21 protein-coding genes and 1 rRNA gene are annotated in these 24,421 nt (G+C 68.5%); 8 read left to right on the forward strand and 14 right to left on the reverse strand.

Translation table 11 applies throughout. From position 1 onward, the window contains the following. The 3 genes from FBZ88_RS17495 to FBZ88_RS31370 all read left to right on the forward strand — a co-directional run. Nucleotides 1–99: ribosomal RNA gene (locus FBZ88_RS17495) — 23S ribosomal RNA — on the forward strand; the annotation flags it as partial. A 227-nt stretch (nucleotides 100–326) separates the two neighbouring features. Continuing rightward, entirely contained in the window at nucleotides 327–764 is a 438-nt protein-coding gene (locus FBZ88_RS17500) for a VOC family protein (protein ID WP_145618503.1), read from the forward strand. 60 nt (nucleotides 765–824) lie between these two features. Continuing rightward, a complete protein-coding gene (locus FBZ88_RS31370; protein WP_145618504.1) occupies nucleotides 825–2,522 on the forward strand; it encodes a tetratricopeptide repeat protein in 1,698 nt (565 codons plus the stop codon). Nucleotides 2,523–2,595: 73 nt separating this feature from the next. Here FBZ88_RS31370 and FBZ88_RS17510 read toward each other — a convergent pair whose 3' ends face one another. Then, the gene (locus FBZ88_RS17510) at nucleotides 2,596–2,790 is read right to left on the reverse strand and encodes a hypothetical protein (RefSeq protein ID WP_040842430.1); all 195 of its coding nucleotides are present in this window, start codon (nucleotides 2,788–2,790) and stop codon (nucleotides 2,596–2,598) included. 159 nt (nucleotides 2,791–2,949) lie between these two features. On the opposite strand from FBZ88_RS17510, the gene FBZ88_RS17515 reads away from it, so the two are divergent. Further along, nucleotides 2,950–3,465: a hypothetical protein gene (locus FBZ88_RS17515; RefSeq protein WP_145618505.1), complete on the forward strand. Its 516-nt coding sequence runs from the start codon at nucleotides 2,950–2,952 to the stop codon at nucleotides 3,463–3,465. A 24-nt stretch (nucleotides 3,466–3,489) separates the two neighbouring features. On the opposite strand, the gene FBZ88_RS17520 is transcribed toward FBZ88_RS17515, so the two are convergent. From FBZ88_RS17520 to FBZ88_RS17575, 12 genes are all read right to left on the reverse strand, one after another. Continuing rightward, nucleotides 3,490–5,031 (reverse strand): SpoVR family protein, encoded by a 1,542-nt coding sequence (locus FBZ88_RS17520; protein ID WP_145618649.1) that lies wholly within the window; start codon nucleotides 5,029–5,031, stop codon nucleotides 3,490–3,492. Nucleotides 5,032–5,087: 56 nt separating this feature from the next. Further along, complete coding sequence (locus tag FBZ88_RS17525; RefSeq protein WP_145618650.1) at nucleotides 5,088–6,413, reverse strand: YeaH/YhbH family protein; 1,326 nt, start codon at nucleotides 6,411–6,413, stop codon at nucleotides 5,088–5,090. A 208-nt stretch (nucleotides 6,414–6,621) separates the two neighbouring features. Beyond that, nucleotides 6,622–8,568 carry a PrkA family serine protein kinase gene (locus FBZ88_RS17530; protein ID WP_088870837.1) on the reverse strand — a complete coding sequence of 649 codons (1,947 nt, stop codon included), beginning with the start codon at nucleotides 8,566–8,568 and terminating at the stop codon, nucleotides 6,622–6,624. Between the two features lie 810 nt (nucleotides 8,569–9,378). Next, complete coding sequence (locus FBZ88_RS17535) at nucleotides 9,379–9,915, reverse strand: group I truncated hemoglobin (protein ID WP_145618506.1); 537 nt, start codon at nucleotides 9,913–9,915, stop codon at nucleotides 9,379–9,381. A gap of 3 nt (nucleotides 9,916–9,918) precedes the next feature. Continuing rightward, a complete protein-coding gene (locus FBZ88_RS17540; protein WP_211102711.1) occupies nucleotides 9,919–10,800 on the reverse strand; it encodes a DUF3034 family protein in 882 nt (293 codons plus the stop codon). A gap of 218 nt (nucleotides 10,801–11,018) precedes the next feature. Next, the gene (locus tag FBZ88_RS17545; RefSeq protein WP_145618508.1) at nucleotides 11,019–11,726 is read right to left on the reverse strand and encodes a glutathione S-transferase N-terminal domain-containing protein; all 708 of its coding nucleotides are present in this window, start codon (nucleotides 11,724–11,726) and stop codon (nucleotides 11,019–11,021) included. Between the two features lie 179 nt (nucleotides 11,727–11,905). Next, nucleotides 11,906–12,343: a CBS domain-containing protein gene (locus tag FBZ88_RS17550; RefSeq protein ID WP_088870841.1), complete on the reverse strand. Its 438-nt coding sequence runs from the start codon at nucleotides 12,341–12,343 to the stop codon at nucleotides 11,906–11,908. Nucleotides 12,344–12,704: 361 nt separating this feature from the next. Beyond that, entirely contained in the window at nucleotides 12,705–13,205 is a 501-nt protein-coding gene (locus FBZ88_RS17555) for a hypothetical protein (protein ID WP_145618509.1), read from the reverse strand. 201 nt (nucleotides 13,206–13,406) lie between these two features. After that, on the reverse strand, nucleotides 13,407–16,946 hold the full coding sequence (gene smc, locus FBZ88_RS17560) for a chromosome segregation protein SMC (RefSeq protein ID WP_145618510.1): 3,540 nt from the start codon (nucleotides 16,944–16,946) through the stop codon (nucleotides 13,407–13,409). Between the two features lie 6 nt (nucleotides 16,947–16,952). Beyond that, nucleotides 16,953–17,639, reverse strand: coding sequence for a thioredoxin domain-containing protein (locus FBZ88_RS17565; protein ID WP_186464464.1), 687 nt, complete (start codon nucleotides 17,637–17,639; stop codon nucleotides 16,953–16,955). 128 nt (nucleotides 17,640–17,767) lie between these two features. Continuing rightward, nucleotides 17,768–18,658: a thioredoxin domain-containing protein gene (locus FBZ88_RS17570; protein WP_145618512.1), complete on the reverse strand. Its 891-nt coding sequence runs from the start codon at nucleotides 18,656–18,658 to the stop codon at nucleotides 17,768–17,770. Nucleotides 18,659–18,731: 73 nt separating this feature from the next. Next, nucleotides 18,732–19,223, reverse strand: a complete 492-nt coding sequence (locus FBZ88_RS17575) for a DUF721 domain-containing protein (protein WP_088870846.1) — start codon at nucleotides 19,221–19,223, stop codon at nucleotides 18,732–18,734. Between the two features lie 118 nt (nucleotides 19,224–19,341). On the opposite strand from FBZ88_RS17575, the gene mutY reads away from it, so the two are divergent. Together mutY and FBZ88_RS17585 are read left to right on the forward strand one after the other, a co-directional pair. Next, a complete protein-coding gene (gene mutY, locus FBZ88_RS17580) occupies nucleotides 19,342–20,439 on the forward strand; it encodes an A/G-specific adenine glycosylase (RefSeq protein ID WP_145618513.1) in 1,098 nt (365 codons plus the stop codon). A gap of 77 nt (nucleotides 20,440–20,516) precedes the next feature. Continuing rightward, nucleotides 20,517–21,215, forward strand: coding sequence for a DUF1194 domain-containing protein (locus FBZ88_RS17585; RefSeq protein WP_186464465.1), 699 nt, complete (start codon nucleotides 20,517–20,519; stop codon nucleotides 21,213–21,215). Between the two features lie 98 nt (nucleotides 21,216–21,313). Here the strand turns inward: FBZ88_RS17585 and FBZ88_RS17590 are convergent, their stop codons facing one another. Next, entirely contained in the window at nucleotides 21,314–22,678 is a 1,365-nt protein-coding gene (locus tag FBZ88_RS17590; protein ID WP_145618515.1) for a hypothetical protein, read from the reverse strand. A 298-nt stretch (nucleotides 22,679–22,976) separates the two neighbouring features. Here FBZ88_RS17590 and FBZ88_RS17595 point away from each other — a divergent pair, with 298 nt between their 5' ends. Together FBZ88_RS17595 and FBZ88_RS17600 are read left to right on the forward strand one after the other, a co-directional pair. Continuing rightward, entirely contained in the window at nucleotides 22,977–23,435 is a 459-nt protein-coding gene (locus FBZ88_RS17595; protein WP_145618516.1) for a hypothetical protein, read from the forward strand. 191 nt (nucleotides 23,436–23,626) lie between these two features. Beyond that, on the forward strand, nucleotides 23,627–24,409 hold the full coding sequence (locus FBZ88_RS17600) for a protein tyrosine phosphatase family protein (protein ID WP_246138717.1): 783 nt from the start codon (nucleotides 23,627–23,629) through the stop codon (nucleotides 24,407–24,409). The last annotated feature ends 12 nt before the right edge of the window (nucleotides 24,410–24,421 follow it).

Consider the following 24,421-nt stretch of genomic DNA (forward strand, 5'->3'; position numbering starts at 1 on the left):
CTGAAGAGCCGTGCTAGACCAGCACGTCAATAGGTGGCATGTGGAAGCGCGGCAACGCGTGAAGCTAAGCCATACTAATCGCTCGTCCGGCTTGATCACTCCTTAACGGCGCCGCGCGCAACGGTAATCCCGTGCGCTGACGCCCGGTGCGATACACGGGTTATTCAAGACCTCATCACAAATGCAAGTAAGGCCGCTCCCGCTCGGGGGCGGCCTTATTGCTATGGTATGATGAACCTTGGTCCTGTTCCGGCGGCCTTGAAGCCGGGCTACCATGGCCCTTGTCGCGGGACCGGCATCCGTCCTGCCGCTGCAAGGACGGTTACATGACCTTGGCGCCTGATGGCGGGCCTGATACTGGCCCGCGGAGCCCGAAATTCTTTCCCCTGCTGCGTTATGAAGACCCCGCCGCCGCCGTTGACTGGCTTTGCGCCGCCTTTGGCCTCACCCGTCACCACGTGGTCACGGATGAGCGCGGACGGGTGGTCCACGCCCAGCTGAAGCTGGGGGACGCCTTGCTGATGCTGGGGCCTGACAACCCGGTCGACCGTTACGGCATGCACAGCCCCCGTGTGCTGAACGGTCTGAACCAAGGGGTGTGGGTGGCGCTGGATGGTGTCGATGCCCACCATGCCCGGGCGCGCGCCGCCGGCGCCGACATCCTGACCGACCCGCACGACACCGGCCATGGCACCCGCGAGTATGTGGCCCGCGACCTGGAGGGCCACGTCTGGATCTTCGGCGATTATTGGGGCGAGCCCTGAAGGGCCCGCTCTTTTTGCCGCCCGCTTTCCACCTGCCCCCCCGTGTAAAGCTGAGGGACAGTGGGAAAGAGGGCTTTCAAAATCACCGCGACCGCTCACGCTCCGGCCAGCCCCAACCAGGCCGATTACAACCAAGTGGTGGCCCGCTTCCATGCCGGCGACCTGGCCGGGGTGGAAAGCGCCTGCCGGCGCATCTTGGCCCAAAACCCACGCCAGCCGGCCTTCCTGCACGTGCTGGGGCTGGTGGCCCAGGCGCGTGGCCAGTCCGCCATCGCCGCAGAACTGATCGGCGAGGCCGTGGCGTTGAGGCCGGACGACAGCGCCATGCACGGCAACCTCGGTATCGCGCTCGCCAAGCTGGGCCGGCTGGACGCTGCCGAGGGCGCCTACCGGCGGGCGATCGCCCTGCGGCCCGACAATGCCGACGCCCACAGCAACCTGGGCAACGTCCTGCGCCACCATGGCCGCTGGGATGAGGCGGAAGCCGAGTACCGGCAGGCGCTGTCCTTGAGGCCGACCTTCGCCGAGGCGCACAGCAACCTGGGCAACGCCTTGCGTCAGCGCGAAGATCTGGATGGGGCGGAGGCCGCCTACCGCCAGGCCCTGGCCCTGCGCCCCGCCTACCCCGAGGGCCACTACAACCTGGGCAACGTGCTGCTGGAACGGGGCCGGACCGAGGAGGCCATCGCGTGCTACCGCGCCGCCCTGGCCTTCAACCCGCGCCTGGTGGAGGCACACAACAACCTGGGGAGCGGGTTGAAGGCGCTGGGCGACATGGACGGCGCCATCGCCTGCTACCAGGCGGCCCTGGCGATCGACCCCCGCTATGCCGAGGCCCGCTACAACCTGGGCCTCGCCTGGCTGGGCCTGGGCGACTACCCCCGGGGCTGGGCGGCGTATGAATGGCGCTGGGCCAGTCCCGATTTCCGTCCCCACCGGCGCCCTTTCGCCCAGAAGACCTGGCGGGGGGAGGACATGGCCGGGGGAACGCTGCTGCTGCATGCCGAGCAGGGCTATGGCGATACCCTGCAGTTCTGCCGCTACATCCCCCTGGTGGCTGCCCGCTGCCGCCGGGTGGTGGTGGAGGTGCCGCGGCCCCTGCTGCGCCTGTTGCGGACCTCCCCCGCCCTGGTGGCGGTCGGGGAGGTGCGCTTCATCGCCCGGGGCACGCCCCTGCCGGATTTTGATCTGCACTGCCCCCTGATGAGCCTGCCGCTGGCGCTGGACACGCGGCTGGGGACGGTGCCGGCGGCCACGCCCTACCTGACGGCGGCGGTGGCCGCCCCGATCGCGGCCAGGGATCGTCCCCGTGTCGGCATCGCCTGGTCCGGCAACCCCACCTACAAGGTGGACCGCCGCCGCTCCCTGACGCGGGCCCAGGTCGAGTCCCTGGTCGCCGCCTGCCCGGAGGTGGAATTCCACAGCCTGCAGAAGGATCCGGACGCGGCGGGTGGTCTGCCCGATGGTGTCGTCGACCGCATGGGGAACGTTGCCGACTTCGCCGATACCGCGGCGCTGGTCCAGGCGATGGACTTGGTGATCAGCGTCGATACCTCCGTCGTCCATCTGGCGGGGGCCCTGGGCCGGCCGGTGTGGCTGCTGAACCGCTTCGATTCCGACTGGCGCTGGTTGCGCGACCGTGACGACAGCCCCTGGTATCCCACCCTGCGCCAGTTCCGGCAGGAGATGCCCGGCGACTGGTATGGCGTGCTGGCGAGGGTGGCGGCATCCCTGGACGAATGGTGCTCACCGGCATGAAAAAAGCCGCCCGGGCCTCAACGGCCCGGCGGCTTCGTTCAGTTCAGCAAAGCTTGGCCAGCAGGGCCTGGGATCAGGCGGCGCGGTTCAGCTTGCGCACCTTGGCCCACAGGTCGGACGGCTGGCGGTCCAGCTCGAACATGGAGACCTTGGACGGCTCGCGGCCCTGAACGGCGCATTCCAGCAGGAACATGTTGGTCTTCTGCGGGTCCAGCCCGTGCGCTTCGCACGCGGCGACGAAGGCGGGATCCAGTTCCAGGGTGGACATCGGAATTGCTCTCTAGGAGGTTGGCGGTTGGGTACCCGCTTGGGGTACGCTCATAATATCGCGATGCAACATGGCTTAACTAGGGCGATTTCGCATCTGCGGCATGACAAATCGGTGGCCGGCGCGCAGGAACAAGCCGCCGCGCGGGAGAAGGTTCCGATGAGGTCCTGGGTCCACCCCTTCCTGGCCGTGATGGCCATCCTTCCCGCCGCCTGCCAGCCGTCACCGCCGCCCCTGACCTTCGACGGCCTGGGGTCTGTCCGCCTGGGCATGACGGTCGTCCAGGCGGAGTCGGCGCTGGACGTTTCCTTTCGTCCCATGGGCCAAGCCCAGTCGGCGGACTGCTGGCTGACCGGCCGCGGCGACGGCAAGGACAGGCAGATCAGCTATATGGTGGAAAAGGGCCGGATCACCCGCATCGACGTCTTCGCCCCATCGGGAGGGGAGGCGACCATCCGGACGGCCCAGGGGATCGGTGTCGGCGCCACGGAGGCGGCGGTGCTGAAGGCCTATGGCCCCACGATGGTGGTGCAGCCCCACGCCTATGAGGACGGGCACTATCTCCGCATTGAGGAGCGGGGCCGGGTCCTGTTGTTCGAGACGGCCGCCGGCCGGGTCACCCGCTTCCGCGCGGGTTTGCCCCCGGCCGTGGACTATATCGAAGGCTGCCTCTGACGCTGGCCTCCTTGGGGGCCTTGATCACTCCGCCAGCAGGATCGTGCGGGCGGGCACGGTCAGCTTGCGCAGCGTATTGCCGGCGTCGTCGTTCTCGAACAGCAGCACGTCGTAGCCCCAGAGGTTGGCGACGTGCTGCAGCACGGACTTGGCGTCCTCTTCCGCCAGCAGCACGCCGTTCTGCACCTTGTGCTCCAGGATCAACCGGCGGTCGCCGGCCAGGTCCACGTCGGTGATCTGGACGTCCGGGTCCAGGGAGGAGAAGTCGTACTGCGCCGCCAGCTGCTGGCGCACCCGGCGATAGCCGCGTTCGTCATGGATGGCGGCGACGCGGTAGACGTTCTCATCACTGTTGTCGTGCAGGTGGAACATCCGCATCTTGCGCATCAGGTGCGGGCTCAAATACTGCAGGATGAAACTCTCGTCGCGATAGTTGGCCCAGGCGTCGCGGAGTGCTGCCATGGCGTCGCCGCTGCCGGCATAGCCGGGGAACCAGGCGCGGTCCTCCTCCGTGGGATTGGTCGCGATGCGCTCGATGTCCTGCATCATGGCGAACCCCAGGGCATAGGGGTTGATGCCGGAATAGCGCGGGTCGTCGAAGGCCGGCTGGAACACCACGGCGGTGTGGGAGTGCAGGAACTCCATATAGGCGCCGTCGCTGATGCGCCCCGTTTCGTGCAGACGGGTCATGATGCGGTAGTGCGTGTAGGTGGCGCACCCCTCGTTCATCACCTTGGTCTGCCGCTGGGGGGAGAAGTACTGCGCCACATGGCGGACGATGCGCAGCACCTCGCGCTGCCAATTGGCCAGGCGCGGCGCCTTCTTCTCCAGGAAATAGAGGATGTTCTCCTCCGGCAGGTCCAGCAGGGCCCGGCGCCGTTCCTCGTCCGATGGCGCCTTCTGGCCCTTCTTGGTGGGCACCGTGCGCCACAGGTCGTTGTACAGCTGGCGCTGCATCTCCTGCCGCTCCTGCTCCCGCCGCGCTTCGGACTGCAGGTCCAGGCGGCGGCGGGGGTAGCGGTGGATGCCCTGGTTCATCAGGGCGTGGGCGGCATCCAGGGTGCGTTCCACCAGTTGCTGGCCATAGCGCTCCTCGCAGCGGGCGATGTAGGCCTTGGCGAAGTCCAGATAGCCCAGGATGCCCTCGGCATCCGTCCACTGCTGGAACAGGTAGTTGTTCTTGAAGAAGTGGTTGTGGCCGAACGCCGCGTGGGCAATGACCAGCGCCTGCATGGTGATGGAGTTCTCCTCCATGATGTAGCTGATGCAGGGGCTGGAGTTGATGACGATCTCATAGGCCAGGCCGCGCATGCCGCGGCGGTACATGGCCTCGTCCCGGGCGAAATGCTTGCCGAAGGACCAGTGGCGGTACAGCAGGGGCATGCCGATGGAGGCATAGGCGTCCAGCATCTGCTCGGACGTGATGACCTCGATCTGGTTGGGGTAGACGTCCAGTCCCAGCTCGCCCAGCGCGATCTCCTGGATGGCGTCGTGGCAGCGCTTGATGGTGTCGTAGTCCCAGTCGGCACCGGTGTAGAGCAGGTTGGCATCGTCCGGCGGCGGCACCTTCTCCCCGGGTTCCGATCTCTTGACAGGCTTCAGGCGTTCAACGGGGGCTAAGGTCAAGGTGTCGCCTCCTCCGACTGTTTCGCGCCATCGCGGGCGAACAGTTCACGGAATACCGGGTAGATTTCCCGCCGATGGCGGACCTTCTTCATGACGAAGGGCGTCTCGGTGCCGGTGACCTGCTTGTAGGTGCGCCACAGGTCGGTTTCGCGGGCGTGGGTGGCGAAGCCCGCGGGCATGGCGTCGGGGTCGGACCCGACCTCGACATAGGCGTAGTACTGGCAGGCGGGCAGCAGGTCATGCTCCAGCAGGGCCGCCGTGCGGCCGCCATCGCTGGTGGTGTTGTCGCCGTCCGAGGCCTGGGCACCGTAGATGTTCCAGTCGGCGACGGGGTAGCGCTCCTTGATGATGCGCTTCATCTCCTCCAGCGCCGTCGACACCATGGTGCCGCCGGTCTCGGTGGAGTGGAAGAAGGTGTCCTCGTCCACCTCCTCCGCCTCATGGGTGTGGCGGATGAAGACCACCTCCACCTGCTTGTACCGGCGGGTGAGGAAGAGGTAGAGCAGCATGAAGAAGCGCTTGGCCAAGTCCTTCATATGCTCGGTCATCGAGCCCGAGACGTCCATCAGGCAGAACATCACCGCCTGGGCCGCCGGCTTGGGAATGGGCGTGAAGCGGTTGTAGCGGACGTCGATGGGGTCGATGTAGGGAATGCGCTTGGACCGCATCACCTGGCGTTCCAGCAGGCCGCGCAGCTCCATCAGCCGGTCCGGGTCCTTGCCCGGCTGGGCCTCCAGTTCCGCGATCTCCGCCTCCAGCGCCAGCATCTCCTCCGACTTGGGGCGCTTCAGCGCGATGCGGCGCGACAGGCTGTTGCGCATGGTGCGCACCAGGTTGAGGTTGGTGGGCGAACCGGAGGAGGAATAGCCCGCGCGCTGCCACAGCACGGCGTCGGCCGCCTTCAGCTTGCGCTTGGCGAGGTCGGGCAATTCCAGATCCTCCATGAAGAGGTCCATGAACTCCTCCCGCGTCAGGACGAAGCGGAACTCGTCCTCGCCCCCGCCATCGGGGCTGCCATCCGTGCCTCGGCCGCCGCTCTGGCCGCTGGGCGGCTTGGCGATGGTGTCCCCCTCCATGAATTCCTTGTTGCCGGGCACCACATGGTCGCGGATGCCGCCTTGGCCGGAGCGGTGGAAGGTGGGTTCGGAAATGCCGCCGGTGGGGATGGAGATGTCGGCGCCGCTTTCCACGTCCTTGATGCGGCGGTTGCTGGAGGCGCCGTTCACGGCGCGCAGGATCTGTTCCTTGGCACGCCGGATGAAGCGCTGGCGGTTGGCCAGGCTCTTGCCCTTGGGATTGCTGCGGCGATCGACAATGATCATCGACGACAAGGCATTACTCCCCGGTACCCCGGCCCCGGGAACCGTACCGGCGGCGCCGGCGCCCCGGCACCCATGAAGGGGCCGGGCGGGAGAGCGCCACCGGGGGTCAGCCGGGTGGGGGTGGTGTCGGTTTCGCGTGTAAGCGCAGGGGATCGCGGGATGGGACCCGGCTGGTGAGGCCGGGCCCTTTCCTGTGGGAAGGTCCCGCTCAGCCCGCCTGCTTCACCCGCATGTACCACTCGACCAGCCGGCGCACCTGGCGCTCGGTATAGCCGCGATCCACCATGCGCTCGACGAACTCGTGGTGCTTCTTCTCCGTCTCGCCATCCTTCTTGCTGCCGAAGCTGATGACCGGCAGCAGCTCTTCCACCTGGCTGAACATACGCCGTTCGATGACCAACCGCAGCTTCTCATAAGATGTCCAACTGGGGTTGCGGCCGGCGTTGGCCGCCCGCGTCCGCAGCACGAACTTCACGACCTCGTTGCGGAAGTCTTTCGGGTTGGCGATGCCCGCCGGCTTCTCGATCTTGGTCAGCTCCTGATTCAGCAGGTCCCGGTTCATCAGCTGGCCGGTATCGGGATCCTTGAAGTCCTGATCCTCGATCCAGGCGTCGGCGTAGTCGACATACCGGTCGAACAGGTTCTGGCCGTAATCGTGGTAGGACTCGAGGTAGGCCTTTTGGATTTCATAGCCGATGAACTCCGCGTAGCGTGGCGCCAGCTCGGCCTTGATGAATTCCAGATAGCGCTTTTCCGTCTCATCCGGGAACTGCTCGCGGCGGATGGCCTGCTCCAGCACATACATCAGGTGCACCGGGTCGGCCGCCACCTCCACCGTGTCGTAGTTGAAGGTGCTGGCCAGCACCTTGAAGGCGAAACGGGTGGAGATGCCGTTCATGCCCTCGTCCATGCCGGCGGCGTCCTTGTATTCCTGCAGGGTGCGGGCCTTGGGGTCCGTCTCCTTCAGGCTTTCGCCGTCATAGACGCGCATCTTGGAGAAGAGGTTGGAGTTCTCGTGCTCCCGCAGGCGGGACAGCACCGTGAACCGGGCCAGCATCTCCATGGTGCCGGGGGCGCAGGGGGATTTGGCCAGTTCCGACCCGCCGATCAGCTTCTCATAGATGCGCTGTTCCTCGGTGACGCGCAGGCTGTACGGGACCTTGACCACGCAGATGCGGTCGATGAAGGCCTCGTTGTTCTTATTGTTCTTGAAGCTCTGCCACTCCGCCTCGTTGGAGTGCGCCATGATGACGCCGGTGAAGGGCAGGGCGCCGATGTTCTCCGTGCCGATGTAGTTGCCTTCCTGCGTGGCGGTCAGCAGGGGGTGCAACATCTTGATGGGCGCCTTGAACATCTCGACGAATTCCAGCAGGCCCTGGTTCGCCCGGTTCAGGCCGCCGGAATAGCTGTAGGCGTCCGGATCGTTCTGCTGGAACATCTCCAGCTTGCGGATGTCGACCTTGCCCACCAGGGAGGAGATGTCCTGGTTGTTCTCGTCGCCCGGCTCGGTCTTCGACACGGCGATCTGGCGCAGGCGCGACGGGCGTAGCTTCACCACCCGGAACCGGGTGATGTCGCCGCCGAATTCATCCAGGCGCTTGATGGCCCAGGGGCTGACCAGGCCGGTCAGGCGGCGGCGGGGAATGCCGTAGCGTTCCTCCAGCGCCTCGCCCATGGTGCCGGGGTCGAACAAGCCCAGCGGGCTCTCGAACACCGGGCTCAGCTGGTCGCCGGCCTTCAGGACGTAGATGGGCTGCTCTTCCATGAGCGCCTTCAGACGCTCGGCAAGCGAGGATTTGCCGCCGCCCACCGGGCCCAGCAGGTAGAGGATTTGCTTGCGCTCCTCCAGGCCCTGGGCGGCGTGGCGGAAGAAGCCCACGATGCGCTCTATCGTCTCCTCCATGCCGTAGAACTCGGCAAAGGCGGGATAGATCTTGATGGTACGGTTCATGAAAACGCGGGACAGGCGGCTGTCCTTGGCGGTGTCCACCACCTCCGGCTCGCCGATGGCGGCCAGCAGACGCTCCGGTGCGCTGGCGTACATCATCGGGTCGTCGCGGCACCCTTCCAGGTATTCCTGCAACGACATCGCCACTTCGCGGCGCGCCTCATAGCTTTGGGCGAAGGTAGTGAACAAATCGGTCGACTTCGGCATGGGTTCACCCTTTCAGAAGGATCACGCCTATCAGGCAACTCGACGGGCGGTCCCAACACGCGAGACCGCGACGGCTTCACTCTCCCCCGTTCCAACGGGGTACCAACCTCGTGACTGACGTTTCAGGAGAGGCAAGTTCCGTACCAGATGGTCCGTCCCGGTGGACCGGACCCTTGGACTCCACTTGTAAACACTCACCTGCCGTCCTTCGTTCTCCCTGTACCCGGATGCCTTGGGTCTTGATTTAGATATTGGTGGACGATTGCGACGGAGTAGAGGCAGATCGGGGAATTTTTCAGCGAAAACCAAACGTTGTGACGACCCGCCCGGCGCCGACCTCATCCATTCCACCTATCCCGGAGGCCATCCCCGGGCGCCGGATAAGCGATCCGGTCAACCTTGTCCGTTTATAATCGGGCCCATGCAGCGGCGCCCCGTGGCACGCGTCCCTCCGCCAAATGGCCTAGGCCCGGGCTGTTCCCGCGACCACCGCGCCGGCGGCATTTCATGCGTATTCCCTATGGGCAGGGTGAGCTCCAAGGCCTCACCAAAATGTTAACGATGTGCCCTGGGATACATGTTTTTGGCCGCTGCGGCCCATCTGTGGGGGACCGCTCGGCAGGTCCTGGCCAGCCCTGAAAAGCCCTTGCAATACCTTGGTAGAGCGAAGGACCGGCTATAGGTAGATGCTAAACCACGATCCGGGCCTAGCGCTAGTCCCTCTGTCCATCAGGTGGAGGATTTTGAGTCATGCTGTCCAAAGGACGGCGGTTGCCCGCCGCTTGGGCATCTGCCCTAAAAAGGGCAGCGTCAGCGAGGTGGCGGCTTATTTTGCGGCCCATCCGCCGGCACCGTCTCCGGCACGACCACGGCGTCGGGCGCGATGGTCAGGGGCGGCCGGGCGCGGGGCGGCGGGGCCGGGTGGACGACGTCGTCGCGATAGGGTGCCAGCATGGCCAGGAAGCGGTTTTGCGCGCGATAGGGAATGCGATGCAGGTCCATGGCGTCCTGCAGATCCTGGACCAGGGCGTTGAACTCATGGTCGCCGATGCCATAACGGGCGTGTGCCATCTTCATGTCCATGCCTTTGTACGCGCAGGGGCCGCCCAGGGTGGCGCAGAACTGCGCCACCAGTTCGGCCTTGATGTGGGGACGGTTGGCGTTGACGAAATACGGATGCAGGTCGGGATCGCGCATCATGCCGTCCATGAAGTCGTCCACCAGGGACACCAGGCCCGGCTGGCCGCCGAAGGTCTGGTAAAGGTCGGGCGAGGGGCCGGAGGCGCAACCGGCGATCGCGCCGGCCAGGGCGATTGTCAGCAGGGCGGCGGCGGTGCGGCGCGACATGGCTCAGAACCCCGCTTGCAGGGACAAATAGACGGCGTTCTGCCGCGTGGGCGTCACCACCCGCCCCAAATTCACATAGGCCAGGGTGAAGGCCAAATTCTTGCCGGGCAGCCAGGCGATGAAAGCGTCGTACCAGTCGTCCTCCGGCGCCAGGCCGGGGTTGGCGCGGGCGAGGGTGTTGGGTTTCATGCGGTATTCCACGCCAGCGACAAGGTTGCGGTCCAGCAACAGCGCGGCGCTGCCCTCCAGTTCCGCATGGTAGTCGTCGTCGGCGCCGCCGAAGCCGAGCAGGCCGGTCTGGTTGGCCTTGGTCAGGCGCACCGTGCCGCTCAGCAGCAGGCTTTGCGCCAGCAGCACCTTGGTGGCGCTGGCGTAGAGGTCGACGCCGTCGCCGCTGCGCGCACCCAGGGCCTTCACCAGGCTGCCGCGGTCGTTGGACTTGTACTGCGCGCCTAGGGCCAGCTGGGGCAGCCAGCTGTCCTGGGCATAGACAGCGTCGCCCGCCACCCGCACCTTGACGCCGGCGATGGTGTTGGTGAAGGCGTAGCCGTCGCCCAGCCCCAGGGCGCCGCCGATGGCCTGGGTGTCGAACCTGTCCTGGGCCACCGACAGCTCCACCCGGTCCCACAGGCCGATCAGGGCGCCATAGGCGTTCATGCCGTAATCATGGGTGCGCACGGCGGTGAAAAAGGCGGTGGCACCCATCTCCTCCCGCGTCCCGCCGCCGCCGATGACGGCCCAGGGTGTCAGGCCACCGCCGGCCGCCCCCTCCACCTGAGTGACGCCGCCGGTGGCGATCAGCTTGCCGCTGACGGTCATGTCCTCCGGCCGGCTGACGGTGGCGCCGGCGGCCGGCAGGGCGACGGGCAACCCCGCGGCGAGCAAGAATGCGCCGGCCCGCGCCGCGACTCGGCGCTGACGCCGCACGTCCGAAAACCACCCCAGCATGCCCATCCCTTGACCATACCTGCGCCGGGGACCATCCCCATGCCGCACCCCGCCGCACGGGCGATGGCGCGGGGGTAGATGGCGGCGGCGGCGGCGTGGTCAAGGCGCCACTATCCGGAAGATGGTCCGGAAGAAGGCGCCGCCGACGCTGGGTTTCAGCGCTGCCGGGCGCCGAACAGGTTCTCCCGCGTCTTCTCATCCAAGGCCTGGCCGGCGGGGCGGCTCTTGTCCTTCAGCAGCTCCAGCCCGCGCTGCACGGCGGGGCGGGCGGCCACGGTGTCGATCCAGCGTTTCACATGGGGGAAGTCGGCCAGGTCGATCTCGTAGCGTTCATGCAGGCGCAGCCACGGGAATGTCGCCATGTCGGCGATGCCGTAGTCGCCGGCCAGGAATTCCGTCTTGGCCAACTGGGTGTTGGCGACACGGATCAGTCGGCGCGCCTCGTTGGTGTAGCGATCGATGCCGTATTGGATGCGCTCGGGCGCATAATTACGGAAATGGCCGGCTTGGCCGAACATGGGGCCGACGCCGCCCATCTGCCACATCAGCCATTGCACATGGCCATACCATACCGCGGCGTCCGCAGGGCGGAACTGGCCGGTCTTCTCCGCCAGGTAAATCAGGATGGCGCCGGACTCGAACAGCGACAGCGGCTGGCCGTTAGGGCCGTCGGGATCGACAATGGCCGGCATGCGATTGTTTGGTGAGATGGCCAGGAAGTCCGGCTTGAACTGGTCGCCGGCGCCGATGTCCACCGGGTGCACGGCATAGGGCAGGCCCATTTCCTCCAGGGCGATGGAGATCTTGTGGCCGTTGGGCGTGGGCCAAGCGTATAGCGCGATGGCTTTGGGGTCGGTCACCATGGGGCGGCGGCTTTCGCTGAAGGGGCGGGGACGGCAGCCTCCCGGAACGGGTGACGGGCCGCTGCGATGGTCATCACAGCGGCCCGCCCATCCCTTGCGGACGATATTTTCAACCGGCACAGCCGGCTTCGTTCCCCGGCGCGTGGCACCGGGGTGGCGCGGGGCGGAGGACGTGCCGCTCAGAAACCGCCGGCCACGTAGACGCGCATGCTCTCCACCTCGCTGGTGGCCTCGGCAAGGCGGTGCTTCACCACGTCGCCGATGCTGATGAACCCCACCAGCCGGCCGCCGTCCATCACCGGCATGTGGCGGAAGCGTCCTTCCGTCATGCGGGTCATGATGGAGGAGACGCTGTCGCCCGGGGCGCAGGCCACGACTTTGCGGGTCATCAGTTCCGACACGCTCTGGTTCAGCACGGCGGGGCCATGGGTCGCCAGGCCGCGCACAATGTCGCGTTCCGAAATGATGCCGGCCACGCCGCCGCCGGGGTCCAGCACCAGCACGGCGCCGATGCGATGGGCCGCCAGCAGGGCCGCCACCGTTTCTATGGTGTCGCCCGGCTTGGCGCTGATGATGCTGCTGCTGTCCTTATGCTTCAGGATACCGGAAACATGCATAGGCGCTTCTCCCGTTCATCACGGGGAACGCGGGCAGGGGCGGTCTTACGCCCGGTGGTCCGGCCTTCCCAAGGGCCGGTCTTCCGCGTGCCCAGTGGATTCATGCCAAGGAAACCAGCGCCGGTTTCTGTCGACCGGTAACGGCCCCCTCCGGAAGCGGGCCGCAACCGGCGGCCCCTCCTTCCAGGGGACTATGAAACGTCATGTTGCGCCGCGTCCGCAATGGGCCAAACGGCGACAGGCCCGGCCGAGGGCCGGGCCTTAAGCATAGGTCGAGGGATATGGGCACCCCGTGCACCGCGCCGTGCCCAACAACCCCTGGCGCCCCAGGGATTGTTTCGGCAGGGCAATATTCGGTCCCTTAACGGGCGCGGCTGCCGGCGCCGGTCGCGGCGGAGGCCGCCGGGCCCGGCTGCTGCGGCACCAGCGGCAGGCAATTCTGCACGATGGCGTAGCATTGGGACAGGCGGCCAGCGGGACTATCGGTGGAGCTGCCATACACCAGCTGCTGCACGGCGCCGTTCTTCAGGGTGAAGGTGGCGTTGCAGTTGCGGGCCGACACCTCGGTGGGGCCGAAATCAGCACCACCCCAATACCCGCGATGCCACGGGCCGCCGCCGAAACCACCCCAGTAGGACGGGCCCACGCGGGTCTGCAGGCTGTCGCTGGAGTAGGTGAAGTATTCCACATTGTCGACCGCCGTCTGGCGGGTGGGCACGCCGGCGCAGGACAGCAGGGTCTGCTTCGGCATGCCGATCAGCGCGCGCTGGGCGTACGCCGCCTGGTCGGCGTCGGGGTTGGTGGCGCAACCGGCAACGGCCAACAGGCCCACCGCCGCGAGTGCCAAGGAACGGTACCGCATTTCAGTCTCCCTCACACGTCCGGTTCGGCCGCTGCCGCCGGATGAAACAAGCCCCAACCGCCCGGACCCTGCCCCAGGGCCCTTCTTAGTTAAGATAGTGCAGCGCGCGCTTTCCCGCCAGGGCCGGACTGTTGCGGGCCAGCGCGCCAGTTGTCGCGGGGTAACAACGTTAACCGCCCGGATTCACGTGCACTTTTGCGCTTATTCGGCGGCTTGCAGTTCCTCGGCGGTGGCGAGGTCCACGGACACCAGCTGCGACACACCCCGTTCGGCCATGGTGACGCCGAACAGGCGGTCCATGCGCGACATGGTCAGGCGGTGGTGGCTGATGATGAGGAAGCGGGTATGGCCCGCCCGCGCCATCTCCTCCACCAGGTCGCAGAAGCGGCCCACGTTGGCCTCGTCCAGGGGGGCATCCACCTCGTCCAGCACGCAGATGGGGGCCGGGTTGCACAGGAAGACGGCGAACAGCAGGGCGATGGCGGTCAAGGCCTGCTCGCCGCCCGACAGCAGCGACAGGATCTGCAGCTTCTTGCCCGGCGGGCTGGCGTAAATCTCCAGGCCGGCGTCCAGCGGATCCTCGGTGTCGGTCAGCTTCAGCTGGGCGCGGCCGCCGCCGAACAGCTGGGTGAACATCTCCTGGAAGTGGGTGTCCACCTTGTGGAAGGCGGCCAGCAGCCGCTCGCGCGCCTCCTTGTTCAGGCCCGAGATGCCTTGGCGCAGGCGGGCGATGGCGGACACCAGGTCCTCCCGCTCCGTCTTCATGACGCCGATCTGCTCATCCAGTTCCTGCACCTCCTGCTCGGCGCGCAGGTTGACGGGGCCCATGTTGTCGCGCTCGGCCTCCAGACGGCCCAGGCGCTGCTCCACGGCATGGGCCTCGGGCAGGGGCTCGCCCTCGTCCAGGCCGGCCAGGGCCAGCACCTGTTCCGGCGGGCAATCCAGCCGTTCGGCGATGCGCTCCTTGACCGTGTCCAGATGCTGGTGGGCGGAGCCGACGGCCGCCTCGGCATGGGCGCGGGCCTCGCGCGCGTCGGCCAGGCCGTTCTCCGCCTCCTTCAGGGTGCGCTCGGCCGTGGTGAGCGCGCCCTCGGCTTCCGCCAGGTCGTCGCCGGCACGGCTGCGCACCCGCTCCGCCTCATGGATCAGGTCGGCCAGGGTCAGGCGCTCTTCCTCGATCTGGGCCGGGCGTTCGGCCAGGCGCTCCTGCTCCTCCCGCGTCTCCTCGGCGCGTTCGGTCAGCTCGGCCAGGCGGCCGCCGGTGCCGTCGCGGCGCTGGCGCCACGAAGTTTCCTCGGCGGCGATGGCGTCCAGCCGGCGGCGGCGGTCCTCCGCCTCGCGCAGCAGGCGGTCCAGGGCGTTCTGCGCCTCCGCCTGGGTGCCGCGCGCCTCGGTCAGGCGCAGGCGGGCCTCCGCGATCTGCTCGCGGCCCTCGCCCGGGGGCGGCAACTCCTCCAGCGTGGCGCGGGCCTCGGCCCAGCGTTCCCGCAGGTCCTCCTCGTCCGCCGTCATCTGGTCCAGGGTCTCGGACAGGGCGGCCAGGCGGCTGGCCAGGGCGGCGGCGGCCTGGGCCACGCGGGCGTGGGTGGCGCGGGCGTCGGCCACGGCGCGGAAGGCGGCGCTGACGGCGTCGCGGGCCGCGCGGTCCTTGGCGGAGGCCTGGTCCACCGCTCGCAACGCCAGGGCCACGCGCTCCTCCGCCGCGTCCTTCACCGTCTCATAGGCGGCGCGGCCCTCGGCCACCACGGCGTCGGCCTCCGCGATCTCCTGCGTCAGCTCGGTCAGGCGGTTGCGCTGGCGCAGGCGCTCGGCGGCGGCGGTGGGCGCGCCGGCGGCGATGCAGTGCCCGTCCCAGCGCCAGGCGGCGCCGTCGCGAGTCACCAGGATCTGGCCGGCCGCCAAACCGGCCGCCAGGCGCGTGCCGGTGGCGGTATCGGCGACGATGCCGATGTGGGCCAGGCAACGGTCCAGCGCGCCCGGCGCCTTGACTCTGGTGGCCAGCGGTTCCGCGCCTGTGGGCAGGGGCGTTACCTGGCTCAGCGCCGGGAAGGCGCGCCAGTGCACCGGCGCCGCCTCATCCAGCGGGGCCGTCAGGGCGTCGCCCAGGGCGGCGGCCAGGGCCTGCTCATAGCCCTTGGCCACGGTCAGCGCGTCCACCAGGGGCGGGAACAGGTCGCCGGCGCCGGCCTTCAGCAGGCGGGTGATGGCGTCGGCTTCCGCCGTCAGGCGGGCGCGGTCGCCCTCGGCCCGCTGCAAGGCGTCGCGGGCGGCGGCCTGTTCCTGGGTGCCCAGGGCGCGGGCGGCGTTGGCAGCCTGCTCGGCCCCGGCCTTGGCGGCTTCCGCCTCCTCCGCCGTGCCCTTGGCCAATTCCAGCCGTTCCTCGGCCAGGTGGATGGCCTCTTCCGCCTCGGCCACGTCGTCGCGGGCGGCCTGCTGGCGCTCCAGCTCCGCCTTCTGCGCCTGCGTCTCCTCGACACGGCGGCGCAGGGTGGCGACGCGCTGCTCCAGGTCCTGCGCCTGGCGCTGGATCTGGGCGCGCTTGGCCTCATCGGCGGCCAGCCGCTCCGTGGCGGCGGCCAGCTCGGCGTCCAGGGTTGCCACCGTGTCGCGGATTTCCTCCAGGCGGGCCTTGGCCAGTTCCTGGCTTTCGGCCTCGTCCTCTTGCGCATCGATGATGGCTTGGCGTTCCTCCGCCAGGCGGGACAGCGCCCGGTCGGCGTCGGCCGCCAGGTCCTTTTCGCGCGCCAGGTCGCCCTCAATCTGGGCCAGGCGGCGCTGCAGGGTGGCCAGCGCCTCGGTCGCGCGCCGCTCCTCCGCGTCCAGTTGCTCCCGCGCCACCAGCAGGCGCTGCAGGGCGGCGGCGGCCTCGGCTTCCGCCTGGCGCTTGGGCGGCAGGCTGGCGGCGAGATCCGTGCGCTTGGTGGTGGCCTGCGTGACGGCCAGCATCAGGCCGCGCACCGCCTCCTCCGCCTTGTCGAAGCCGGCGCGGGCCTGCATGACCTGGGCGGTGGCGGTGGTCCACCGCAGGTGCAGCAGCAGCGCCTCCGCCCGGCGGATGTGGTCGGAGATGTTGCGGTAGCGGGCGGCCTGGCGGGCTTGCTTGCGCAGGTTCTGCAACTGCGCGTCCATGGTGACGACCACGTCGTCCAGGCGCGTCAGGTTGGTTTCCGCCGCCTTCAGCTTCAATTCCGCCTCATGCCGGCGGGAATGCAGGCCGGTGATGCCCGCCGCCTCCTCCAGCAACTGGCGGCGGTCGCCCGGCTTGGCGTTGATCAGGGCGCCCACCCGGCCCTGGCTGACCAGCGCGGGGGAATGAGCGCCCGAGGCGTTGTCGGCCAGCAGCAGCTGCACGTCGCGCGCGCGCGCGGGCCGGCCGTTGATGCGATAGTCGGAGCCGGCGCCGCGTTCCAGCTTGCGGCTGATCTCCATTTCCGTCTGGACCGCGTCCGCTTTGACGCCCGGCGTGCCGGCGGTCAGGTTGGGGCTGTCCAGGTGCAGGACGACTTCGCACAAATTGCGGGCCGGCCGCGTGGCCGTGCCGCCGAAGATGACGTCGTCCATGTCCTCGCCACGCATCTTCTTGGCCGAGGTCTCGCCCATGGCCCAGCGCAACGCCTCCACCAGGTTGGATTTGCCGCAACCGTTGGGGCCGACGATGCCGGTCATCCCGGGCTCGATCAGAAGCTCGGTGTGGTCCACGAAGGACTTGAAGCCGGAGATGCGAAGCTTGGTGAATTGCACGGGGGGTTACTTCTTCGGTGCCTTGGCGCCCGCCTTGATCAGGGCGGCGGCCAGCTTGTCATAGTCGTTGGGGCCGGCGATGCGGTCCACTTCCTTGCCGCCCTTGCGGATGATCAGCGTGGGTGTCTGTTCGACCTTCGCCTCGGTGGCCTCCTGGCTGCTGGCGGCGATGTAGTCCTGGATGGGCTTGCTGGCGACGCAGGCGTCATAGGCGGGCGCCGGCAGGCCGGCCATGCCCATCATCTCCTTGAGGCCCGCCTCCGGGTCCTTGGCGCCCAGCCATTGGCCCTGGGTGCTGAACAGCAGGCTCCGGGCGTCATTATAGCTGCCGACGGGCAGGCAGCGCGTGGCCATGTGGGCCAGATAACCCACACGGTTGGTGGGCGTGTCGTGGAAGATGAAGCGCACCTGCCCGGGATTGATGAAGTCCGCCTTCAGGCGAGGCAGCATCGTCTCCTCGAAATGGGCGCAGTGCGGGCAGGAGAGGGAGGCGTATTCCTCGATCACCACCGGGGCATTGCCGCTGCCCAGGGCGCGGGTGCTGGTGGCGGCGGCGATGTCGATGCCGCCCCCCGTGGACGGCGCGGGGGCAACCGCTGTCTGGGCCACGGCGGGCGCGGGCAGGGCCAGCGGGACGGCAATCGCCGCCATCGCCATGACCAGGCTCTGGACCATGCCGGCCCGATCGCGCATCCAACGTCCTGCCATATCCCCCTCCATCCCGACTTCCAAAACGCGACTGGTTCAAACGCGACGGGTTCAAACGCCACGGGCACGAAGACGGCGCCCTTGGGATCCCCGTCCCCAGGACGCCGCCGGTCTCACTTCTTGCGGCGGGTCAGCATGAAGATGCCGCCCAGCACGACCAGGGCGGCGACGATGCCGCCGACGATCAGGCCGGTGCTGGGGCCGCCGGCCGCGGACGGCGCGGCGGCGGGGGCCGCCGGAGTGCTGGTGGCCGGGGTGCTGGCCGGGGTCGTGCTGGCCGGGGTGGCCGCCTGGTCGGCGGGCGCGCCATTGGTGGCCGGCGCCGGGGCCGGATTGGCCGGGGCCTTGGCACCCGCCTTCACCAGCGCTTCCGACAGCTGGCTGTATTCACGCAGGTTGTCGATCTTCTCCACCATGGCGTCGCCCTTCTTGATGAAGAAGGTCGGGGTGCCGTCCACGCCCAGCTTTTCCGACGCGTCCAGCCGGCTCTGGGTGATGAAGTCCTGCAGCGGCTTGTTGCTCAGGCAGGCGGTGAAGGTGGCGTCGGACATGCCGCCCAGGCGCAGGGTCTGCTGCAAGGCCTTCAGCGGGTCGTCGGCGTGTTCCCACTGCGCTTGCGTCTTGAAGATCAGGCCCTTGGCGGCGGTGTAGCGGTCGGGCGGCAGGCAGCGGGCGGCCATTTCGGCGGCGAAGGCCAGCTGGTCCAGCGGGAAGTCGTGGAACACCAGCTGCACCTGGCCGGTGTCGATGAAGTCGGCCTTCAGCTGCGGCAGGAACGCTTCCTCGAAATGGGCGCAGTGCGGGCAGGTGAACGAGGCGTATTCCTCCAGCACGATGGGCGCCTTGACATCGCCCAGCACGCGCGGGCTGGTGGCGCTGGCGACGTCGATGGTGACCGGGGCGTCCGCCGCCTGGGCGTGGGCCGCGCCGGCCGCCAGGACACCAGCCAGGGCACCGGCAGCCACCAGGGCGGCAGCCAGCGAATTACGCAGATGTAGGTTCACCTTAGTTCCTCCGATACCAACTGTAGTGACTATAGGGGGCGGCGCCGGGGGCCGGCAAGCCGCGTCCGAGGGGCTATCGCTTCGGGGACCCGGCCGGCTTTTCGGTGGCCAGGATGGCGCGGCCCAGGCTGGTCAGCGCCTCCCGCAAATCCCCGTCTTCCACGGCCGCCGTCTGGGTTTCCAGCGCCGCCGCCTCGCCCGCCGACAGGCGGCGGGGAATCGGCGCCGGCCGGTCGCGCCGCCGGTTGGTGGCGGGGGGTGCCTGCAGCAGCTTCAGCCGCGCCACGGCGCGAAAGCCGAAGAAGCCGTTCAACCGTTGCAGGATCTGCGGCTCCTCATGCTGGATGAACAAAGCGGCGGGTCCGGCCACGCCCAGGTGCAGCACGGCGTCGTCCTGCCGGCCCTTGGGGAACTGCAGCTTCAGCGGCAGGGCCACGCTGGCCAGGCGGGGGCCCACGATGGCGTCCCACTCGGCCAGCAGGGTGGCGAAGGCCGGGCCATGGGGACCCAGCGCCTTGCCGGCGATGGCGTTCAGGTGGCGGCCGATGGGGCGGGGGCCGGGCATGGGTGGTGGTGGACCTTGAAACGGTTGCGGGGGCGGCGTATCCGCTAACGCCGACCCCTTTGTCTGGGACAGTGTTTGGGGGCAGTTGAACCATGGCGCAAGGGGCTTTGACCACACAATGATCGTCGCAGGCGACTCTCTTCCCCTCGGCAACGATTTGCCCGCCCCCCGGCCCGCCGACCTGCTGGCCTGGTACGACGCCCACCGCCGGGTGCTGCCTTGGCGTGCCGCCCCGGGTGGCAAGGCCGACCCCTACCATGTCTGGCTGTCGGAGATCATGCTGCAGCAGACGACGGTGGCGACGGTCGGCCCCTATTTCCAGCGCTTCCTGGCCCGCTGGTCCACGGTCGCGGACCTGGCGGCGGTGGACCTGGATGAGGTGCTGAAGGAATGGGCCGGCCTTGGCTATTACGCCCGGGCCCGCAACCTGCACGCCTGCGCCAAGGCGGTGGTGGCGCGGCACGGCGGCCGCTTCCCGGTGGATGAGGCGGCGTTGCTGGACTTGCCCGGCATTGGCGCCTACACCGCCGCCGCCATCGCGGCCATTGCCTTCGACCGGCCCGCCACGGCGATGGACGGCAATGTGGAACGGGTGATGTCCCGTATCTATGCCGTGACCGACCCGCTGCCAGGCTCCAAGCCCAGGCTGAAGGCGCTGGCCGCCGCCCTGGTGCCGGAAAAGCGGCCGGGCGACTACACCCAGGCCCTGTTCGACCTGGGCGCCACCTTGTGCAGCCCGCGCAGCCCCCGCTGCGTGCTGTGCCCGTGGATGGCGGCCTGCCGGGGCCGGCGCGACGGCCTGGCCGAACTGCTGCCGCTGAAGGCGGAGAAGGCCGCCAAGCCCACCCGCCGGGGGGTGGCCTTCTGGCTGACCAACGCCCGGGGTCAGGTGCTGCTGCGCCGCCGCCCCGAATCGGGCCTGCTGGGCGGGATGATGGAGGTGCCGTCCAGCGCGTGGGAACCTGGCGTGGACCTCGCCTATACCCGGGCCCTGGGCTGGGCACCGGCGGCCGCCGACTGGCAGCGCCTGCCCGGTGTCGTCCGCCATACATTCACCCATTTTCACCTGGAACTTACCGTCGTTCGCGGCCACCTGGACGACGATGGGGCGGCGGTGGAGGGCGTGTGGTGCACCCCCGCCGATTTCCATGACCAGGCCCTGCCCACCGTCATGCGCAAGGTCGTCGCCTGGGCGCGGGGCGGGGGCAAGGATTAATCCCGCCCGGGTGCTGCCGCGTTTCTCCATAGGACTACGGGTAGATGGGACGAGACGTGAGTGAGGGTGGTCAAGGAATGGCCGAGCCGACGCGGCGCGCGCTGCTGGCCGGCATGGGGGCGGCTCTGGCCGCCCCTGCCCTGACGGGCCGGGCCTGGGCGCGCGGAGGCGGCACGCCGGTGGACCTGGCCCTGGTGATGGCGGTTGACAGCTCTGCCAGCATTTCCAAGGTGATGCTGGACTTCCAGCTGCGCGGCCACGCCGCCGCCTTCCGCGACAAGGCCGTGCACCAGGCCTTGGCCGGCGGACCGAAGGGCAAGGTGGCGGTGCAACTGGCCCTGTTCTCCGGCCCCGGCACCCTGACAACGCTAGTGCCCTGGACCCTGCTGGCCGGGCCCCAGGACGCGTTGGCCCTGGCCGACCGCATCGATGAGGCGCCCGGTGTCGCCATGGGCGGCAACACGGCGCTGGGCGATTGCATCGTCCAGGCCGTGCGCCAGCTGGACGCCTGCCCCTACAGCGCCGACCGACGGACCATCGACCTGGTCAGCAACGGCTTCAACAACGGCGGCATCGATCCCCGCTCCGCCCGAGCGCACGCCCAGGCCGCCGGCGTGGGCGTGAACGGCCTGGTCATCCTGGACGAATACGACTGGCTGGAACCCTACTACCGCGAGAACGTGGTCGCGGGGGAGGACGCCTTCGTCATCACCGCCGCCAACCGCCATGCTTTCGCCGACGCCTTCCTGTCCAAGCTGGTGCGGGAAGTGGTGTAGGTTTTTGGGCGACCGCCCAGGCGAAGGGCCGGGGCCCAAAAGAAAACGGGAGGGGTGTTGGCCCCTCCCGTTCTCAATTTCAGCCGGATCGCTGGTCCTTACTGCTGCTTGCGCGGGCCAGCGGCCGGGCGGGGGCCCTGGGCCGGCTGCTGCTGCGCGCCCTGGGCGGGCGGCGGCTCGTTGGCCTTCTTGCGCAGCACGCCGGCGATGGCGTTGCCGGCGTTGTCGGCCACGGCCTTGGACGCCACCGGCGCCTCGTGCGAGATGATGAACAGCTGCCGGTCCTTGGTCAGGTACAGGATCAGGTTGGCGTAGAACTCACCCTTGTCCGTCTTGCAGCTGGCGGAACCCGTCTGCATGTCGATCTGCAGCAGCTTCTCCAGCTTGCCCTTGGTCGGGGTGTAGGTGCCCTGGCAGCCCTTGGACAGGCTGTCCAGGTAGTTCTGCATGATCTTTTCCAGATCGCCGGCCTCGGGCTTCAGTCCGACGGACCGCAAGGAACCGATGACGTCCTTCTGAATGGCCCAGGCGAAGTCACCCGGCCGCTCCTGCGGCGACATCTTGTCGACGGGCAGGGGATGGGCGTCCTTCAGGCCGGCATCCATCAGCAGGGCGGCGAAAGCCGGCGGGATGGCGGGCGGCGGGGCGGGCAACTGCAGCTTGCCGGCCATGGCCTGGTCGAAGCAGGCGTTGAGGTCCTTGAACGCCTTGGTGCCGCCCTTCAGCACGAAGGTGGCGGTGTCGTTGGGGCTGGTGATCTCCAGCTTGTTGGCCGCCGGCAGCGCCTTCATGAAGTTGGCGTCCATCGGGTCGAAGCCGGTCATGATGGCGTTCGGCTGGATGACCTGCGAGCCGCGCGTCTGCTCCAGCTTGCCGTCGAGCTTCAGCTTGATGGCCGGGCCCTGGCCCGGCGGCATGTTGGCGCCGGGCACGCCGATCACCAGGTTGATGATCTTGGGCGGCAGCTTCTTCGCCTGCTGCTCGGCCTGCGGCACGGGCAGGGCCAGGAAGACCAGCGCCAGGCCGTTGTCGAAGCTGGCCTGCGCCTCGCACAGCTTGAAGCTGCCGTCGGTGTAGACCTGGGGACCCACCTGCCAGTTGCCGGTGACGGTGCCGACCTTTGACGCGGCCGGCGCGCCAGCGGGCGCCGCCGGGCCGGTGGCGGGACCGGCGATCGGGGCCTGCGCGGCCGGGGCCTGGCGCGGACCGGCGCTGGGGCCCATAGCGGGGCCGGAGGCCGGACCCATGGCCGGACCGGACGGCACAGGCGCCTGCTGCGGGGCGGCCACGCTGGAACCGGAGGAAATGGCGCCCGGCAGGATCAGGCCGCCGCTGTCGCCACCGCCGGCCGGCGCTTGGCCCCCCGAGGCTTGATCCGGCTGGGGCGTGGTCTGGGCAAGGGCGGAACCGGCCAGGACCAGAGCGGTGCCGGCGGCAAGAAGACGGGCGGTGAAGCGGGACACGGGGCTACGTCTTATCCTAAATGAAACCCATGGGTGCGACGGGACCCTAGGGCACGTCATGGCATCATTCAAGGGGCATGCGCGCCTCCGCCGCAGGCCTGTCCTTGCGTGCTCTCCGGAAGAGTTCGCGCCAAGCGCTGCGTCAGCCATACCCCCGCCATAATTCTTCAATTCTACTCTCCACTTACAGGCTTTCCGCTGGAAATGTCGTTGCGTGCCCGATATAAGAAACGATCACATTTGGCGCGCGAACGTTTGGGGGCAAACGATGCGTTTCGCAGCCGCGTTAGTGGTTCTGATGGTATCCGCGCCGATGTTGGCGCATGAGCGTCTGGACGCCGCCGAGGTCGGCCGCTACGTCACCGCGGCGGAGGCCCTGGTCGCGTCCGCGCCGGACGATGGGCAGCCCGCTTTCGTCCTGCTGGCCCACCCGGGGCCGGAGGCGAAGTCCCTGCTGGCCAAGTATGGCTTTGATGAGCGGCGCTGGCGCCAGGTGACCCAGCGCGTGCTGGCCGCCCGGCAGGCGGCCCGCGCGGCGGAGGAACCGGTGGAAAGAGGGGCGGCGGCGCAGAAGCTGGCGTCCGCCTCCAGTCTCAGCGCCTTCGAGCGGCAGGAGATGGCCACCCTGGTCCGCTGGACCGAGCAGGACCGAGCCGCCCTGGAACAGGAAACCAAGCAGGACCGGTCGGTGGTGGCCCCCTTCTTCGAGCGGCTGGATCGGCTGGACGCCAGCCATGTCCGTCCCATGGGGCGCTGACCCGGGGCGCGCTGACCGGCGGCGCTCAATCCATTATATCCGCCCGCGCGGGCCTGCGGTCGATGCGCCCATGCGCGCGAGGCCCTCGCCCCCGGCGGGCAAACACCCTATATAGGGGCCGTATGCCTGACGGATCCCCTGGGATGGCGGGCCGGTGGTTTCCTGCCTTTGCTTTAGGATAAGTGCACGCGATGACGGACTATCGGCTGCAGGCCGCGACGGTGGACAAGATGCCGGCGGCCGGCCCCGGGGCGCCGCCCTCCCACACCGCGCCCGGGGGGCAGCCCACCCCCTCCCACGCCGCCGTGCCGCCGAACCAGATTCGCGGTTTCAAGCGCTATCTGAACAGCTTCTTCAAGGATCACGCGTTCATCCGCATGATCTACAAGAACATGTTCAAGATTTCACCGCGGCTGTACCGGTCCAGCCAGCCGACGCCGCGCCACATCGCCCAGGCCGCCCGCTTGGGCGTGCGCACCGTCATCAACCTGCGCGGCCGCCGCGACAATTGCGGGTCCTGGGTGCTGGAGGATGAGGCCTGCACCCGCCACGGCCTGACCCTAGTGAACTTCGCCGTCAATTCCCGCGACGCGCCCAAGAAGCACATCCTGCACCAGGCGCGGCAGATTTGGCGCGACGCCCAGTATCCCGTGCTGATGCACTGCAAGGCCGGGTCCGACCGCGTCGGCTTCATGAGCGTGCTGTACCAGTTCGTGCATGAGGGGGTACCGCTGAAAACGGCGCTGGGTCAGCTCAGCCCCAAGTACGGCCACCTGCGCCATGCCAAGACCGGCATCCTGGACCACTTCTTCGAGACCTTCCTGGCCTACGCCCAGGCCCAGGGGATCGAGCCCAACGTCGACGCCTTCTACAGCTGGGTGGACGACGTCTATGACCCGCCCGAGTTCAAGAAGACGTTCATGACGCGCTGGTGGGCCAGCGTACTGGCGGACAAGGTGCTGCGCCGGGAGTGACCCCGGCGCCAG

The organism is Nitrospirillum bahiense (assembly GCF_007828025.1).
In the GTDB taxonomy this organism is placed as follows: Bacteria; Pseudomonadota; Alphaproteobacteria; order Azospirillales; family Azospirillaceae; genus Nitrospirillum; species Nitrospirillum amazonense.

What these genes read in the sequence shown, in the direction of transcription:
- FBZ88_RS17500 (WP_145618503.1), top strand. Translation starts at nt 327, where the DNA reads ATGACCTTGGCGCCTGATGGCGGGCCTGATACTGGCCCGCGGAGCCCG.
- FBZ88_RS17510 (WP_040842430.1), bottom strand. Translation starts at nt 2,790, where the DNA reads ATGTCCACCCTGGAACTGGATCCCGCCTTCGTCGCCGCGTGCGAAGCG.
- FBZ88_RS17515 (WP_145618505.1), top strand. Translation starts at nt 2,950, where the DNA reads ATGAGGTCCTGGGTCCACCCCTTCCTGGCCGTGATGGCCATCCTTCCC.
- FBZ88_RS17525 (WP_145618650.1), bottom strand. Translation starts at nt 6,413, where the DNA reads ATGATCATTGTCGATCGCCGCAGCAATCCCAAGGGCAAGAGCCTGGCC.
- FBZ88_RS17530 (WP_088870837.1), bottom strand. Translation starts at nt 8,568, where the DNA reads ATGCCGAAGTCGACCGATTTGTTCACTACCTTCGCCCAAAGCTATGAG.
- FBZ88_RS17535 (WP_145618506.1), bottom strand. Translation starts at nt 9,915, where the DNA reads ATGTCGCGCCGCACCGCCGCCGCCCTGCTGACAATCGCCCTGGCCGGC.
- FBZ88_RS17545 (WP_145618508.1), bottom strand. Translation starts at nt 11,726, where the DNA reads ATGGTGACCGACCCCAAAGCCATCGCGCTATACGCTTGGCCCACGCCC.
- FBZ88_RS17550 (WP_088870841.1), bottom strand. Translation starts at nt 12,343, where the DNA reads ATGCATGTTTCCGGTATCCTGAAGCATAAGGACAGCAGCAGCATCATC.
- FBZ88_RS17555 (WP_145618509.1), bottom strand. Translation starts at nt 13,205, where the DNA reads ATGCGGTACCGTTCCTTGGCACTCGCGGCGGTGGGCCTGTTGGCCGTT.
- FBZ88_RS17565 (WP_186464464.1), bottom strand. Translation starts at nt 17,639, where the DNA reads ATGCGCGATCGGGCCGGCATGGTCCAGAGCCTGGTCATGGCGATGGCG.
- FBZ88_RS17575 (WP_088870846.1), bottom strand. Translation starts at nt 19,223, where the DNA reads ATGCCCGGCCCCCGCCCCATCGGCCGCCACCTGAACGCCATCGCCGGC.
- mutY (WP_145618513.1), top strand. Translation starts at nt 19,342, where the DNA reads ATGATCGTCGCAGGCGACTCTCTTCCCCTCGGCAACGATTTGCCCGCC.
- FBZ88_RS17585 (WP_186464465.1), top strand. Translation starts at nt 20,517, where the DNA reads ATGGCCGAGCCGACGCGGCGCGCGCTGCTGGCCGGCATGGGGGCGGCT.
- FBZ88_RS17595 (WP_145618516.1), top strand. Translation starts at nt 22,977, where the DNA reads ATGGTATCCGCGCCGATGTTGGCGCATGAGCGTCTGGACGCCGCCGAG.
- FBZ88_RS17600 (WP_246138717.1), top strand. Translation starts at nt 23,627, where the DNA reads ATGACGGACTATCGGCTGCAGGCCGCGACGGTGGACAAGATGCCGGCG.